The sequence below is a fragment of the Mesorhizobium sp. WSM4989 genome (assembly GCF_029625795.1).
In the GTDB taxonomy this organism is placed as follows: Bacteria; Pseudomonadota; Alphaproteobacteria; order Rhizobiales; family Rhizobiaceae; genus Mesorhizobium.
The window spans coordinates 1,074,467-1,088,879 of the sequence record NZ_JARTVN010000001.1 but is presented as its reverse complement, the minus strand read 5'-3'; the positions used below and the strand labels follow the sequence as shown (position 1 = coordinate 1,088,879).

Annotated in this window: 17 protein-coding genes; 12 read left to right on the top strand and 5 right to left on the bottom strand. The window is 65.2% G+C overall.

The features are described 5' to 3' along the window. The first annotated feature begins 3 nt into the window (after positions 1 to 3). Positions 4 to 669, top strand: coding sequence for a tetratricopeptide repeat protein (locus tag P9217_RS05450; protein ID WP_066999055.1), 666 nt, complete (start codon positions 4 to 6; stop codon positions 667 to 669). A 6-nt stretch (positions 670 to 675) separates the two neighbouring features. Next, positions 676 to 2,106 carry a ribosome biogenesis GTPase Der gene (gene der / locus P9217_RS05445; RefSeq protein ID WP_278086471.1) on the top strand — a complete coding sequence of 477 codons (1,431 nt, stop codon included), beginning with the start codon at positions 676 to 678 and terminating at the stop codon, positions 2,104 to 2,106. A 108-nt stretch (positions 2,107 to 2,214) separates the two neighbouring features. On the opposite strand, the gene P9217_RS05440 is transcribed toward der, so the two are convergent. Then, positions 2,215 to 3,132 (bottom strand): LysR substrate-binding domain-containing protein, encoded by a 918-nt coding sequence (locus P9217_RS05440; protein ID WP_278086472.1) that lies wholly within the window; start codon positions 3,130 to 3,132, stop codon positions 2,215 to 2,217. 118 nt (positions 3,133 to 3,250) lie between these two features. Between P9217_RS05440 and P9217_RS05435 the strand changes: the two genes are divergently transcribed. From P9217_RS05435 to P9217_RS05400, 8 genes are all read left to right on the top strand, one after another. Beyond that, entirely contained in the window at positions 3,251 to 4,078 is an 828-nt protein-coding gene (locus tag P9217_RS05435) for an MFS transporter (protein WP_278086473.1), read from the top strand. Next, positions 4,075 to 4,524: an MFS transporter gene (locus tag P9217_RS05430; RefSeq protein WP_278086474.1), complete on the top strand. Its 450-nt coding sequence runs from the start codon at positions 4,075 to 4,077 to the stop codon at positions 4,522 to 4,524. Before P9217_RS05435 ends, P9217_RS05430 begins: the two co-directional genes overlap by 4 nt. A 140-nt stretch (positions 4,525 to 4,664) precedes the next feature. Beyond that, the gene (locus tag P9217_RS05425; RefSeq protein ID WP_067327803.1) at positions 4,665 to 5,846 is read left to right on the top strand and encodes a cell wall hydrolase; all 1,182 of its coding nucleotides are present in this window, start codon (positions 4,665 to 4,667) and stop codon (positions 5,844 to 5,846) included. Between the two features lie 290 nt (positions 5,847 to 6,136). Continuing rightward, entirely contained in the window at positions 6,137 to 6,529 is a 393-nt protein-coding gene (locus P9217_RS05420; protein ID WP_066999046.1) for an AtpZ/AtpI family protein, read from the top strand. A gap of 65 nt (positions 6,530 to 6,594) precedes the next feature. After that, complete coding sequence (locus P9217_RS05415; RefSeq protein ID WP_066999043.1) at positions 6,595 to 7,356, top strand: F0F1 ATP synthase subunit A; 762 nt, start codon at positions 6,595 to 6,597, stop codon at positions 7,354 to 7,356. A 79-nt stretch (positions 7,357 to 7,435) separates the two neighbouring features. Next, on the top strand, positions 7,436 to 7,660 hold the full coding sequence (locus tag P9217_RS05410; protein WP_066999040.1) for a F0F1 ATP synthase subunit C: 225 nt from the start codon (positions 7,436 to 7,438) through the stop codon (positions 7,658 to 7,660). A 62-nt stretch (positions 7,661 to 7,722) separates the two neighbouring features. Continuing rightward, the gene (locus P9217_RS05405; protein ID WP_127241844.1) at positions 7,723 to 8,304 is read left to right on the top strand and encodes a F0F1 ATP synthase subunit B; all 582 of its coding nucleotides are present in this window, start codon (positions 7,723 to 7,725) and stop codon (positions 8,302 to 8,304) included. Between the two features lie 10 nt (positions 8,305 to 8,314). Next, on the top strand, positions 8,315 to 8,806 hold the full coding sequence (locus P9217_RS05400) for a F0F1 ATP synthase subunit B (RefSeq protein WP_066999035.1): 492 nt from the start codon (positions 8,315 to 8,317) through the stop codon (positions 8,804 to 8,806). A gap of 232 nt (positions 8,807 to 9,038) precedes the next feature. Here P9217_RS05400 and P9217_RS05395 read toward each other — a convergent pair whose 3' ends face one another. Further along, on the bottom strand, positions 9,039 to 9,737 hold the full coding sequence (locus P9217_RS05395) for a ribonuclease HII (protein WP_067327805.1): 699 nt from the start codon (positions 9,735 to 9,737) through the stop codon (positions 9,039 to 9,041). A 255-nt stretch (positions 9,738 to 9,992) separates the two neighbouring features. Further along, positions 9,993 to 11,147, bottom strand: a complete 1,155-nt coding sequence (locus tag P9217_RS05390; RefSeq protein ID WP_127246440.1) for a PA0069 family radical SAM protein — start codon at positions 11,145 to 11,147, stop codon at positions 9,993 to 9,995. 148 nt (positions 11,148 to 11,295) lie between these two features. On the opposite strand from P9217_RS05390, the gene P9217_RS05385 reads away from it, so the two are divergent. After that, positions 11,296 to 11,799, top strand: a complete 504-nt coding sequence (locus P9217_RS05385) for a glycosyltransferase (RefSeq protein WP_067327807.1) — start codon at positions 11,296 to 11,298, stop codon at positions 11,797 to 11,799. Positions 11,800 to 11,993: 194 nt separating this feature from the next. Further along, positions 11,994 to 12,968 carry a hypothetical protein gene (locus P9217_RS05380; RefSeq protein WP_278055479.1) on the top strand — a complete coding sequence of 325 codons (975 nt, stop codon included), beginning with the start codon at positions 11,994 to 11,996 and terminating at the stop codon, positions 12,966 to 12,968. Positions 12,969 to 12,982: 14 nt separating this feature from the next. On the opposite strand, the gene moaB is transcribed toward P9217_RS05380, so the two are convergent. Both moaB and P9217_RS05370 read right to left on the bottom strand, forming a co-directional pair. After that, positions 12,983 to 13,531 carry a molybdenum cofactor biosynthesis protein B gene (moaB, locus tag P9217_RS05375; RefSeq protein ID WP_067327808.1) on the bottom strand — a complete coding sequence of 183 codons (549 nt, stop codon included), beginning with the start codon at positions 13,529 to 13,531 and terminating at the stop codon, positions 12,983 to 12,985. Further along, the gene (locus tag P9217_RS05370; protein WP_127246438.1) at positions 13,531 to 14,412 is read right to left on the bottom strand and encodes a 4-(cytidine 5'-diphospho)-2-C-methyl-D-erythritol kinase; all 882 of its coding nucleotides are present in this window, start codon (positions 14,410 to 14,412) and stop codon (positions 13,531 to 13,533) included. The genes moaB and P9217_RS05370 overlap by 1 nt, the downstream gene beginning before the upstream one ends. Position 14,413: the final 1 nt, after the last annotated feature.

The window sequence follows — 14,413 nt, the reverse complement described above, 5'->3', positions numbered from 1 at the left end:
TTGATGTCGGACGACAGTTTTATCCGCGAAGTCAACGAAGAGATTCGTCGCGAGCAGGCGCAGGCGCTGTGGGACCGCTTTGGTCCGGCCCTGCTCGGTGCCGCGATCCTGATCGTGGTGGCGACTGCCGCCTTCGTCGGCTACCGCTACTGGGACGAGACCCGCGCCAACCGGTCGGGCGATGCCTTCTCGCAGGCGCTCAAGCTCGCAAATGACGGCAAGAACGACGAGGCGATCGCCGCTCTCGATCAGCTGGAAAAGGATGGCTATGGCGCCTATCCGCTGCTCGCCCGCATGCGGGCCGCGACCGTCAAGGCCGACAAGGGAGACGTCGACGCCGCCGTCAAGGATTTCGATGCGGTCGCGGCCGACAGCGCCATTCCCGCAGGCATCCGCGACATGGCGCGATTGAGAGCGGCGCTGCTGCTGGTGGATCACGGCTCGTTTGCCGATGTCTCCAGCCGTGTCGAGGCGCTCACCGCCGACACCAATCCGCTGCGCAGCTCGGCGCGTGAGGCGCTCGGCCTTGCCGCCTGGAAGGAAGGCAAGTCGGCGGATGCGCTGAAACTGTTCGACCAGATCGCTTCGGATGACGGCGCCCCGCGCAATGCGCGCCAGCGGGCGCAGTTGATGTCCGAGCTGATCCGCGGGTCGGGCAACGCTTCGTGACCCCGGATGACGTTCAAAGTCGCCATCATCGGCCGGCCTAATGTCGGCAAATCGACTCTTTTCAATCGGCTGGTGGGAAAGAAGCTGGCGCTTGTCGACGACACGCCGGGCGTGACGCGCGATCGTCGCGTCCATGCCGCCAAGCTTTACGATCTTCACTTCGACGTCATCGACACCGCCGGCTTCGAGGATGCGGCGGCCTCGACGCTGCCCGGCCGCATGCGCCAGCAGACCGAGATCGCCATTCGCGAGGCCGACCTGATCTTCTTCACTGTCGATGCCAAGTCGGGCCTGATGCCCGACGACCGCACCTTCGCCGACGTGGTCCGCAAATCCGGCAAGCCGGTGGTGCTGGTGGCCAACAAGGCGGAAGCGCGAGGCGCGCAAGGCGGCATGCTGGAAGCCTGGGAACTCGGCCTCGGCGAGCCGATCCCCGTCTCGGCCGAGCATGGCCAAGGCATGCCCGATCTGCGCGATGCGGTGATCGCGGCACTCGGCGAGGAACGCGCCTTCGGCGAGGACGCGCAACAGCCGGGCGATGAGATCGCCGTGAGCGAGGTGCTTATCGGCGAGGATATCGCCGACCCCGACGCCGAGCCGGCCTATGACGAGACCAAGCCGCTGCGCATAGCCGTGGTCGGCCGCCCCAATGCCGGCAAGTCGACGCTGATCAATGCGCTGATCGGCGAGGAGCGGCTGCTGACCGGACCCGAGGCCGGCATCACCCGCGATTCCATCTCGGTCGACTGGGACTGGCGCGGCCGCCGGATAAAGCTGTTCGACACCGCCGGCATGCGGCGCAAGTCCAAAGTCCAGGAAAAGCTCGAGAAGCTCTCGGTGCAGGATGGCCTGCGCGCTATCCGCTTCGCCGAGATCGTCATCATCGTGCTCGACGCCACCATCCCCTTCGAGAAGCAGGACCTGCAAATCGCCGACCTGATCATTCGCGAGGGCCGCGCGCCGGTGATCGCCTTCAACAAATGGGACCTGATCGACAACCCGCAGGAGCTTCTGGCCGAGCTGCGCGAAAAGACCGAGCGGTTGCTTCCCCAAGTGCGCGGCATTCAGGCGGTGACGGTCTCTGCCGAGACCGGGCGCGGCCTCGATCGGCTGATGGACGCCGTCATCAAAACGCACAAGGTCTGGAACAGCCGCGCCTCGACCGGCAAGCTCAACCGCTGGCTGGAAGGCATTCTGGCGCATCATCCGCCGCCCGCCGTCGCCGGCCGCCGGCTGAAGATCAAATATGTCACGCAGGCAAAAACCCGGCCGCCGGGTTTCGTCGTCTCCTGCTCGCGCCCGGACGCGATGCCGCAATCCTATGTCCGCTACCTCTCGAACAGCCTGCGCGAGGCTTTCGACATGCCCGGCGTGCCGATCCGCATGGCGCTGCGCACCTCGGAGAATCCTTTCGCAGGTCGGGCGAAGAAGCGCTGAGCCCTTTGTGGGAAAGGGTCGGCAGCGCCCCTCCCGTCGTCATTCACGGGTCTGTGCCGTGTCGCTTCGCTCCTTGCTCCGCTCGAGGATGAAGAATAGCGTGGAATCCTACGCGACCGCTCGCAAGCCCTCGCCGAAACGCGCTCCCTCCGGCAGCGTATCCAGCGCCGCCTCCAGCAATATCTCTGCCAGCCGTGCCGCCACCGGATCGAGCTCGGCATCCTTCTGGTGCAGATGCAGCGCCATCATCGGCAGGAGCGGCAGCCCGAGCACGCCCGGCGCGATCGCCCTGACAGTGGCTGGCAGGCCGATATCGGTGCGGATCGTCAGCCCGAGACCCGCGGCGACCGCCGCCCAGATGCCGCCGAGGCTGGGACTCGAGAACGCCATGCGCCAGGCGAGGCCGGCGCGGTCGAGCGTCTCGGTCGCCACGGTGCGCAGCAGGCATGGCGCCTCGAACAACACCAGCGGCAGCGCTTCACCATTGTGGCCGGCTTGCATCGGTTTCGCCGGGCCGATCCAGCGCGCCTGCACCTCGGCGACATGCCGGCTGTAGGGCAGGATCGTGCCGTCGTGCCAGGCCAGCGCGATGTCGAGGCTGCCTGAGACGACGCGCTCGGCGAGCTCATGGCTGCGTCCGATCCGCGCTTCGATCCGGATCTTGGGATGCGCACGGGCAAACCGGCCGAGCACCTCCGGCAGCACGGCCTCGCCGAAGTCCTCCTGCAGGCCGAGCCGCACCCAGCCTTCCAGCTCGACGTCGCGGATAGCTGAGGCCGCCTCGTCATTGAGCTCGATGAGACGCCGCGCATAGCTGAGCATCGTCTCGCCGGCTTCGGTAAGCGCCAGGCCGCGCCCCGCCTTGCGGAAGACCGGGGTCGCCGCCTGTTCTTCCAGCTTCTTCAGCTGCGCGCTGACGGCAGAGGTCGAGCGGCCGAGCCGCTCGGCCGCCTTGGCGAAACTGCCAAGCTCCATGCCGGTGACGAAGGTCCTGAGCACGTCGAGGTCGAATGTGACGCGTCGCATGAGATCGTCCTTATTTTCAGGATTATCGATCAAAAACTTGCTGATTTTCTGGATGAAGCTATGGCGCTACATCCGACCGGTCAAGACCGATCGACCGGCGCAGAGGGAATACGAGATCATGTCCGCCATCGTAACTCGCAACGATTGCCGGCGGCCCGCGGCAGGCGCCGCCGCTTCGGCTGGCCGCGCCTTCGGGCCCACCCATCGATGGAAAGTGCTCGGCATCGGCGTCGCCGCCAATGCCGGCTTCTCCGCTACCTTCTCCGGCATCCCGGCGACGGCTGTGGTGATGCGCCAGGACTACCATCTCGACAATGCCTCGCTCGGCGCTGCGCTCGGTCTGCTCGGCCTCGGCGTGGCGCTCAGCGAACTGCCCTGGGGCGTGCTTACCGACCGCTGGGGCCACCGCCGCGTGCTGCTGACCGGGCTCGGCGCGACCGCCGTGTGGCTTTTTGCCATGGCAATCCTCGTCGTGCCGACGAAAACAGCCGCTCCCGGTGTCGTGCTGCTTTCGGCCAGCCTGCTCGTTGCAGGCCTGCTCGGCGGCAGCGTCAACGGCTCCAGCGGCCGCGCCATCATGGGCTGGTTCGGCGAAGACGAGCGCGGCTTCGCCATGAGCATCAGGCAGACGGCGGTGCCGCTTGGCGGCGGGCTCGGCGCGCTCGTCCTGCCGTGGCTAGCCTTGGGCTTCGGCTTCGCCGCCGTCTTCGGCCTGCTGGCGGCTCTCTCCGCGCTCTCGGCTTGCTTTGCCCGGCGCTGGTTGCAGGAGCCGCCGACGCAAGGCGACGCGCATGCCGCCGCCGTCACGACCGGCCCGGCGCCGCTGCGCAACATCGAGGTCTGGCGCATCTCGGCAGCCATCGGCCTGCTCTGCTCCCGCAGGTGGCGGTGCTCACCTTTGCCTCCGTCTTCCTGCACGACTTTGCCGGCACGGGCACATGGGTGACCAGCGCCACCCTCGCCGCCGTGCAGACGGGCGCCATGGTGATGCGTGTCTGGAGCGGCCGCTACACCGACCGCCACCGCAACCGAAGGCCGTTCCTGAGGTTCTGCAGCGCGCTGAGCGCGCTGGCCTTCCTGGTGCTATGGGTTCTGGCCATCCCTGCAGCCAGGCAGCCGTCGCTGCTGTTGCTCCTGCCCCTTATGGTGATCGTAGCCGGCATCTGCGTATCGGCCTGGCATGGCGTTGCCTATACCGAGCTTGCGACACTTGCCGGTGCCGGCCATGTCGGCACCGCGCTCAGCCTCGCCAACACTCTGGTCTTTGTCGGCTTCTGCCTGGTGCCGATCGCCATTCCCTGGCTTCTGCTTCTCTTCGCATGGCCGGGCGTGTGGCTGGCGGCCGCGATCTGCGCGGCGATCGCATGGCCGATTTTTCTGCGCACGGCCTGACGTTTTCGCCGGCTTTCCACAGCTGGCGGAGGCCGGCTTATCTGCAACATGAAAAAAACACGATCGGTGCCGTTAACCCCCCATCAAGGTTAATGCTTCATTTTGGCTCTCCGGGGTCAGTAGCGTTTCTGGAGAGTTCCGTGCATCGACGCGTTCTTACGCGGCTCGTCGCCGCCGCCGTTGCGAATAAACGTTCCTTCCTTCCTCCTTTGGTTCTGGGGCTCGGCTTCTGGGTCGGCTTTCCGTCCGTCGTCGCTTACCAGGATATGGCAAGCCTCGTGTCCGGGCTGGAGTCGCCCAGTCATCGCTGGAATGCCTATGTCGAAAAATCCGTCGCCGGCTCGGTGCACGCCGCCGAGATGCCGTTCGTCGATTCGGCCGCCACGGGCTCGATCTCCGGCTCCGGCGTGGACCTGCCTGGCGTTGGCACGGTGGCGCTCCGCGGCAAGGGCAATGTCGCCGGCGCTACGCCCGATGAGGACCGCGTCGTGCGCGCCGACAAGAAGGGCCGCCTCGTCCAGGTGTCGCCCGTTGCGCCGCCGAAGAATTTCAGCGCCGGCTCCATCTTCGAGCGCACCTCCTCGCTGCTCCGTCCGGCGATGGACAGCGGCCTGAAGCTGACTTTCGCCAAGCCCGGCATCAAGGGCAAGGAAATCCAGATCGCCCAGGCCTTCCACATCCGCGAGGACAAGAAGCCCGATCCGGATTTGCCGGCGGCTCTCGTCGCTCTCGTCAACAACGACAAGCCGGACATCCTCGCCACCGCCTATGCCCAGTCGGCGCCGGACTATGCCAAGGCCTCGCCCTTTGAGGCTCTGCTGCAGGACGATCCGAATGACGGCCGCTTCATCCCGCCGATGGGCAAGGGGGATCACGCCTGGATGCAGAATCCGCTGCCTGCGGCCGTCTTCTCCAAGCCGGAACAGGAATGCCTCGCCAAGGGCATCTATTTCGAGGCGCGCAGCGAACCGGTGCGCGGCCAGGCCGCGGTGGCGCAGGTGATCCTCAACCGCGTCCGCAACCCTGCCTATCCGAAGACGATCTGCGGTGTCGTCTACCAGAACGACAACTGGTTCAACCGCTGCCAGTTCTCCTTCGCCTGTGACGGCAGGAAGAAGCGCATCAACGACCCTGTCGCGTACAAGACCGCCCAGGATGTCGCCATGGCGGTGACCGCCGGCAAGATCTTCATCCCCGAGGTCGGATCCTCGACGCATTACTACGCCAATTACGTCCATCCGGGCTGGGCGCGCGCCATGCAGCGCATGACCAGGATCGGCCTGCATATCTTCTATCGCACCTATGGCGGCGGCTGGAGCTGAGCCGTTTAGGCGGCTCGAACTGAGCCGCTTGATCGGCACCCCGCGGCAACGCTCTTTCTCGTTTGCTGCGCGCACCGATCAGCGCGGCTTGTCGCCCGGATTCGCGCCGAGTCCTCGCACAGGCGTGACGGGCACGATGTCGCACCCGGATAAGCCATTGATTTGAAAGCGGAAAATACATCGCTTTGAAGTTCGGCCCGTGGCTTGACGGGCGCGGACCCGCTAACTATGTTGCCGGCGACTTTAGAAGCGGACGGACGGTGATCGTCTGCCCGGGCAGGGGGGTTGCGATGGCCGACAAAAACGGGCCAGACGGAACCGGAGAAACCGGCCGCGGCAGGCAGCCAGAAGCCACCATCCGCGACGACGAACTTGAGCGCCGCCGGCGCGAGCTTGAAGCATCGCTTGCATCAAGACGCACGGACCGGCTCGAGGGGAAAGACGAAGCGAAAGCTGCGACCGGTTACGGTCAGGCCCTGAAACTGTCCAGCGAGTTCATCGCCGGAGTGGTGGTTGGTGTCGGCCTGGGCTGGATCATCGACCGCTTGGCGGGAATCGCGCCCTGGGGTCTGATCGTCGGCCTGCTGCTGGGTTTTGGCGCCGGTATACTCAATGTCCTGCGTTCGTCGGGACTTGCATCGGAATTCGGCCAGGGCGGCAAGCCGCCCGAACCGAAGGACTGAAGTAAGGCGCCGCAAGGCGCGAAAGAAACTTAAGAAGCCGGTTGTGGCTTTGACGGGGATTTAAAGTGGCTGCTGCTGACCAGGTCGATCCGATCCACCAGTTCCAGATCCATCCGATCATCCCGCTTCATATCGGCGGCTATGACATTTCTTTCACCAACTCCGCTCTGTTCATGGTCGTGACGATCGCCGTCGCTTCCGCTTTCCTCTACATGAGCACCGCCAGCCGCGCCCTCATTCCTGGCCGCCTGCAGTCGGTCTCGGAAATGGCCTATGAGTTCGTCGGCAACATGCTGCGCGATGCGGCGGGCAAGCAGGGCATGCAGTTCTTCCCGCTGGTGTTCTCGCTGTTCATGTTCGTGCTGGTCGCCAACCTGATCGGCCTGTTCCCTTATTTCTTCACCGTCACCAGCCACATCATCGTCACCTTCACGCTGGCGATCCTGGTCATTGGCACCGTCATCGTCTACGGCTTCGCCAAGCACGGCCTCGGCTTCCTCAAGCTGTTCGTGCCGCATGGCGTGCCTGGCTATCTGATGCCGCTGGTGGTGGCGATCGAAGTCATTTCCTTTGTCTCGCGTCCGGTCAGCCTCTCCGTTCGTCTTTTCGCCAACATGCTGGCCGGCCACATCACGCTGAAAGTGTTTTCGGGCTTCGTCGTCAGCCTCAGCGCACTGGGTGCGGTCGGCATCGCCGGCTCGGTCCTGCCGCTCGCCATGGCGGTTGCCCTGACGGCGCTGGAACTGCTGGTCGCCTTCCTGCAGGCCTACGTCTTCGCGGTGCTGACCTGCATGTATTTGAACGACGCTCTGCACCCGAGCCACTGATCGATTTTCACCGGCGCCCCGGCGCCAGCATACCCAACGTACCAACCGCAACGATTACGAAAACCACAGGAGTTTTGAAATGGACGCAACTGCAGCAGCTGCTATCGGCGCTGGTATCGCCTGCATCGGCATGGGCGGCGCCGGCATCGGCCTCGGCAACATCTTCGGCAGCTATCTCTCGGGTGCGCTCCGCAACCCGTCGGCCGCTGACGGCCAGTTCGGCCGCCTGATCTTCGGCTTCGCCGTGACCGAAGCGCTGGGCATCTTCTCGCTCCTCATCGCGCTGCTGCTGGTCTTCAGGTAAGAACCACGCGCTGACGAAAGGGGCCGCATGGTGCGGCCCCGCCGTATGGACAGGGGAATGAGATGTTCGTGACATCTGCCTTTGCGCAAGAATCCGCGCCGGCCACGGCCGAGGGCGATACGCATGCGGGCACCGCCGTGCCTGCCGAGGAGCATGGCACGTTCCCGCCGTTCAATGCCGAGACCTTCCCGTCGCAGATCCTGTGGCTCGTCATCACCTTCGGGCTCTTCTATCTGTTCCTGAAGCGGGTTGTGATGCCGCGCATCGGCGGTATCATCGATGTCCGCAACGATCGCATCACCCAGGATCTCGACCACGCCGCCAGGCTGAAGGGCGAGGCGGACGCTGCCGTTGCCGCCTATGAGCAGGAATTGACGGAAGCCAAGGCCAACGCCAACAAGATCGGCCAGCAGGCGAGCGACGCCGCCAAGAGCGAAGCCGAAAGCACGCGCAAGAAGCTCGAGACGGAACTCGAGAAGAAGCTCGGCGAGGCCGAGGCGAGCATCGCCTCGATCAAGGCCAAGGCGATGAAGGAAGTCGGCACGATCGCCGAGGACACCACGTCGGCCATCGTCGAGGCGCTGGTCGGCGGCAAGACCGACAAGGCCGAGATTTCGGCCGCGGTCAAATCCGCGACCCGGTGAGGAGGCCATCATGGACGCCACATCACTTGCCACGCTCTGGGCCACCATTGCCCTGATCATCTTCCTCGGCGCCGTCATCTATCTGAAGGTGCCGGGCATGCTCGCAAAGTCGCTCGATTCCCGTGCGGCCAAGATCAGCAGCGAACTCGAGGAAGCGCGCCGCCTGCGCGAAGAGGCCCAGCAGCTGCTCGGCCAATACCAGCAGAAGCGCAAGGAAGCCGAGAAGGAGGCCGCCGACATCGTCGCCGCCGCCAAGCGCGAGGCCGAGCTCCTTGCTTCCGAGGCGCATAAGAAGACCGAGGACTACGTCGCCCGGCGCACGGCGCTTGCCGAGCAGAAGATCAGCCAGGCCGAGCGCGAAGCGATCGGCGAGGTGCGTGCCAGCGCCGTCGACATCGCCGTCGAGGCCGCCCGTGCGCTGCTTGCCGCCAAGGTCGACGCCAAGGCCGGCGCCGATTTGTTCAAGTCGGCGCTGCAGGACGTGAAGGCCAAGCTGAACTGAGCGGCTCTGCCGTTGCTGACATGAAGCCGCCTGGGCAACCCGGCGGCTTTTTTGTTTTGGGCGCGAATAATCTTCCCCCTTGAGGGCCCTTGAGGGGGAGCTTTCGCCGAAGCCGACAGAGAGGATCGTTGCGCGTAGAGCTCGACGCCTTGTGCGACTAAAGAGGGCGTCGGTGCTTCACGCGCGACGACCCTCTCCGCCAGCCGGCCATTTCCCCCCCCGACGGGGAAGATTAATCTATTCCCTCGAAGCTCTCTTCCGCTTCCGCCACCTCGACGCCGCCAAACCGGAACGGTGCGAACGACGCCCTGTGCAGTCGCGCCACCGGGCCATGCGCCTCGATCGCGGTCCGGTGGCGGACCGTCGCGTAGCCCATATGCATTTCGAAGCCGTAATGCTCATGATGGCCGCCGCAGCCGCACATCATGCGGTCGCGCATCACCTTGGCGATGATCGAGGCGGCGGCGATAGATTGCGAGCGCTGGTCGCCCTTGATCAGCGCGCGTCCCTCGCAGGTGAGCCCTGGCGGCACGTCGCGGCCGTCCGCCAGCGCCAGTTTGGGCGGCAGCGACAGTCCGGCGGCGGCGCGGCGCATGGCTTCCAGGCTGGCTTTCAGAATGTTGCTGTTGTCGATGCCTTCGGCGCTGATCGAGGCCATCGAGACGCTGAGCGCCGAGCCCAGGATTTTGAGGAACAGCGCCTCGCGCTGCAGATGGGTGAGGCGCTTGGAATCGTCGAGCCCTTCGGGAATGTTGGCCGGGTTGAGCACCACGGCCGCCGCCACCACCGGACCGGCAAGCGGCCCGCGGCCCGCCTCGTCCATCCCCGCTACCGGCCACAGCCCCTCGGCCATCGCTTTCGTTTCAATCGAGAAGTCGGGCTTCTCGACCATTTCGAAGAGAAGCGGAGAATCGGAACGCGCGCGAGCCATGGTGCGGCGAGGTTCGCATCGGCTCCGATTCTCCGCAAGTCCCTCCGGGTCGGATGGGGCTTCGGACCGGGAGGGCACCGTCTCACGGCCGGGGGACTGGGCCGGACGGGATTCTTGAGCAATTCCAGGAAGAGTGCGTAGCGGGCCTTCCGTACGAAGTTACATCAAAACAGAGGGTTAGCGGATCGCAATCCGGGCGCAAAACTCTGCCTCCCGAGTTGCCCTAGCCGCCGGCCTTCGCGGCCGGCATCATCTTCACAGCAGCATCAACTGCTCGCCGACGCCGGAGCCTGCGACGAATTGGTCGGTCCGAAGCTGCCGCCGCTCGGCATTGAGGCCGAGCCGCTTGGCGGCGATCTCGAAGCGCCGGCCGATCTGCCAGGCATAGGGTCCGGCGCCCTTCATGCGCTTGCCCCATTCCGAATCGTAGTCCTTGCCGTCGCGCATCGAGCGGATCAGCGACATCACATGCCGGTAGCGATCCGGATAATGGCGCAACAGCCAGTCCTTGAAGATCGGCGCCACCTCGAGCGGCAGACGCAGCACGACATAGCCTGCCTCCCTGGCGCCGGCGGCGCGCGCCGAATCGAGGATGCGCTCCATCTCCGGATCGGTGAGGCCGGGAATGATCGGCGCCACCATCACCGAGGCGGGGACGCCGGCATCCGAAAGCTGCCTTATCGCTTCCAGCCGCTTTGTCGGCGTCGAGGCACGCGGCTCCATGGTTCTCGCCAGCATGCGGTCGAGCGTCGTCACCGACAGCGCCACCTTGGCGAGCCCGCGCTCGGCCATGCGCGACAGGATGTCGATATCGCGCGTCACCAGTGCCGACTTGGTTACGATGCCGACCGGATGGCCACGCGCCTCCAGCACCTCCAGGATCTCGCGCATGATGCGGTATTGCTTTTCGATCGGCTGATAGGGATCGGTGTTGGTGCCGATGGCGATGGTGCGCGGCTGGTAGCCGGGCTTCGACAATTCCCTGTCCAGCATTCGCGCCGCATCGGGCTTGGCAAAGAGCTTCGATTCGAAATCGAGCCCCGGCGACAGGCCCATGAAGGAATGCGTCGGCCTGGCAAAGCAGTAGACGCAGCCATGCTCGCAGCCGCGATAGGGATTGATCGAACGATCGAAGGAAATGTCCGGCGACTCGTTGCGCGTGATGATGGTGCGCGGCTTCTCGACCTGCACCTCCGTCTTGAACGGCGGCAGTTCCTCCAGCGAGTTCCAGCCATCGTCGAACACATGCCGGCTGACCGGCTCGAAGCGGCCGGACGGATTGATGCCCGCGGAGCGTCCGCGATTGCGGTCCGGCCGCACGCGCATGCCGCTCTGGTCTATCATTGCATTTGCCATCTCGGCTCTGCCTGCTCCGAAAGCGGCAATGTCGGCGCGCACGATCTGTTCCATTTTCGCCCTCTCCCAGGGACTCTCGGCAGGCTGTCGAATCGCTCTGTTCATGAAACTATTCCTATTTTGCCAACGAGAACAAAGCAAGAACTTTTTCGTTCAGAACGCGCATCTGGCGCAGCGCCGCGCTTTCCGCTATTCGGCTAAAATGCTCAGCGTCCTCATCGAAACCAGGAACGACGAAGAAGGCCTTGCCCGCACGCTGGCCTCGCTGATCGGCGGCGCGGTCGAGGGCGTGGTGCGCGACGTCATCGTCTGCGACACCGGCTCGACCGACCAGACGCATCGCGTCGCCGAGCATGCCGGCTGCCACCTTGTCGCCGGCGGCATCGCAACAGGCATCGGCCAGGCCAAGGGCGACTGGCTCCTGCTTCTGGAACCCGGCGCCCGGCTCGCCGAAGGCTGGATCGACGACGTCGTCGCTCACGCGGCGAGGCAGACGATGCCGGCGCGTTTTTCACGCGTCCGCGGCAATCGCACGCCGTTTCTGGTCCGGGTTTTTTCGGGCAACCGGGCTCTGGAGGAAGGGCTTGTCATCAGCAAGCGCCAGGCCACGGTGCTGGCGAAAAGCGCCCGCAGCGCCGAAGCCCTGGCGCGCGGCCTCGCCACCAGAAGGCTGATTGCCGAAATCTGGGTGGCGCCGCCGAAGTGAGCGCATGCCCTCCTTCTCTCCAGAAGGCGAAAAGAGAGAAAAAGGCCGCGAACTTTGCCGGCCCATTCTATTGTGCATTGCACAAAAACCTGCAGTGGATTAGCATCTGCTTGAAGCGGGACAATCGGGATTGGGTGACGATGAAGCGGCAGACGGCTGGCGCTTCGTCGGACGCCATGCATACGAGGAACCCGATGAACCTTGGTACTCCAGACAATTCAGGCGCGGCCAGCCTGGAGGCGATCGCTCGTAATGGCAGCCTGTTCAGGCGCATCGCCGTGCGCATCCCGACCTATCTGAAAGATCTACGCGAAAATCCGGCCTGGCTGCCGATGTTCGTGCTGGCGCGCACCATGCCGGGGCGCCGCATGCACTGGCTAGGCGCCAGACGCGTTCGCCCGCTCGACAATGCGGGAGAGACGATGTTTGCCGGCGTCGATCGCGAGGCGGTGGTCGCGGCGCTTCGCTCCGATGGACTGTTTTCGGGGTTCACGCTGCCGTCGGCGATCCATGAGGAGATCGCCGTTTTTGCGCAACGCACGCCCTGTTTCGGCAATTTCGACCGCCGTCTCGAATTCATGCCGGGCGACCATGCCGAGGCGGAGAAGCGTTTCGGCCGCTCGCTGCTCAGCGGGCATTATTTCGAACGCATTCTCGATTGCCCGGCGGCGCTTGCCATCCAGCGGGATCCGCTGCTCCTCGAGGTCGCGCAGCACTATCTCGGCGGCCAGGCGAAACTGATCACGACGCGCGTGTGGTGGAGCTTTCCGACCGGCAAGGCCTCGGATGCCGACAAGAATCTCGCCTCGCTCGGCAAATACCATTTCGATCTCGACGATTGGCGGATGCTGAAATTCTTCTTCTATCTGGTGCCGGTCGACGCCGGCACCGGCCCGCATGTCTATGTCCGCGGCAGCCACAGGCGCCGCGCGCTCAAGCACCAGCTCACGCTTCTGGTCGGCCACCCCGCGGAAGACGTGCTGGACGTCTACGGTCCGGAAAGCGCTGCGACGCTGACGGGCGAGGCGGGCCTCGGCTTCGTCGAGGATCCGTTCGGCTTCCATATGGGAACGGTGCCGACGCATACGCCGCGGCTGATGATGGAAATCGGCTTCGGCGTCTCGCGGCCGTCGCGCCGCCGCTTCCACGGCGAGCCGGTCATCCGCTGAACCGGACGGGGCCGCTACTCCGGCTTGCCGCCGCGCCTGAGGTGCTCGTCCAGCCGCGGCATGATCTCGACGAAGTTGCAGGGCATGTGCCGGTAGTCGAGCTGCGCCTTGATGATGCCGTCCCAAGCATCCTTGCACGCGCCGGGCGAGCCCGGCAGCACGAAGATAAAGGTGGCGTTGACGACGCCGCCGGTCGCCCGGCTCTGGATCGTCGATGTGCCGATCTTGTCATAGGAAATCCGGTGGAAGACTTCCGAAAAGCCGTCCATGCGCTTTTCGAAAATCGGCTCCAGCGCTTCCGGCGTTACGTCGCGGCCGGTGAAGCCGGTGCCACCCGTGGTGATAACGACGTCCACCGTTTCATCCCTCGACCAGGCGAGCACTTTTTCGCGGATCTTCTCGCGGTCGTCGGTGACGATGTCGCGAGCCACCAGTATATGGCCAGCCTCTGCGATGCGGTCGGCCAATATCTGCCCGGATTTGTCCTCGGCCAGGCTGCGCGTGTCGGAAACGGTCAGCACCGCGATGCGCACCGGGATGAAGGGGCGGCTTTCGTTGGCCATCAGTCGGTCTCCATGCTGCGCGTCGCGGCCACGAACCAACCGGGATGGCGGCGGCGGATGTCGATCGCCGCGCGCTTGGCGACATTGCCAGTCTCGAACAGGCCGAAGCAGGTAGCGCCGGAGCCCGACATGCGGGCAAAGGCGGCTCCCGCTTTTTTCAGCGCCTTGAGCGCATCGCCAATCGCCGGTTGGATGGCGCGAGCGGCAGGTTCGAGATCGTTCCGCGTCGTGTCCAGCCAATTGCGTATGCCGTGAAAATCGAGCCGGCCGGGCAGCGGCGGCAATGCCGCATTGTCAGGTCCGGAAAGCGCCTTGAATACTTCGGGTGTCGAAACGGCGACGCCCGGGTTGACGAGGACCAGCGCAAGCGCCGGAAACTCCGTCAGCGGCGACAGTTCATCGCCGATGCCGCGCGCAATTAGCGGCCTTGCCTTGAGGCACATCGGGAGATCGGCGCCGAGCGTCAGCCCGATCCGCGCCAGCCCCGCCTCCCCGATGTCGAGCTCCCAGAGGCGCGAAAGGCCGTTGAGCGCCGCCGCCGCGTCGCTCGAGCCGCCGCCGACGCCGGAAGCGACCGGCAGGTTCTTTTCCAGCCGGATGGCGACTGGTGGCGCCTGTTGCGCGCCGGCTTCCCGCCGCAACGCGTCGCGCGCTTTGAGTACCAGATTGTCGCCATCGATTGGCACGCCGGCGGCGAAGGGACCAGACGCCGAGAACGCATCGTCTTGCGCCAGCTCGATCTCGAGCCGGTCGCCGAAGCGCGTGAACACGGCAAGGCTGTCGAGTAGGTGATAACCGTCGGCGCGCCGTCCGGTGACGTGCAGCGCGAGGTTGATCTTGGCAGGCGCAAGCCATGTCCGGGACTTGGCCTCGGCCTCCAGA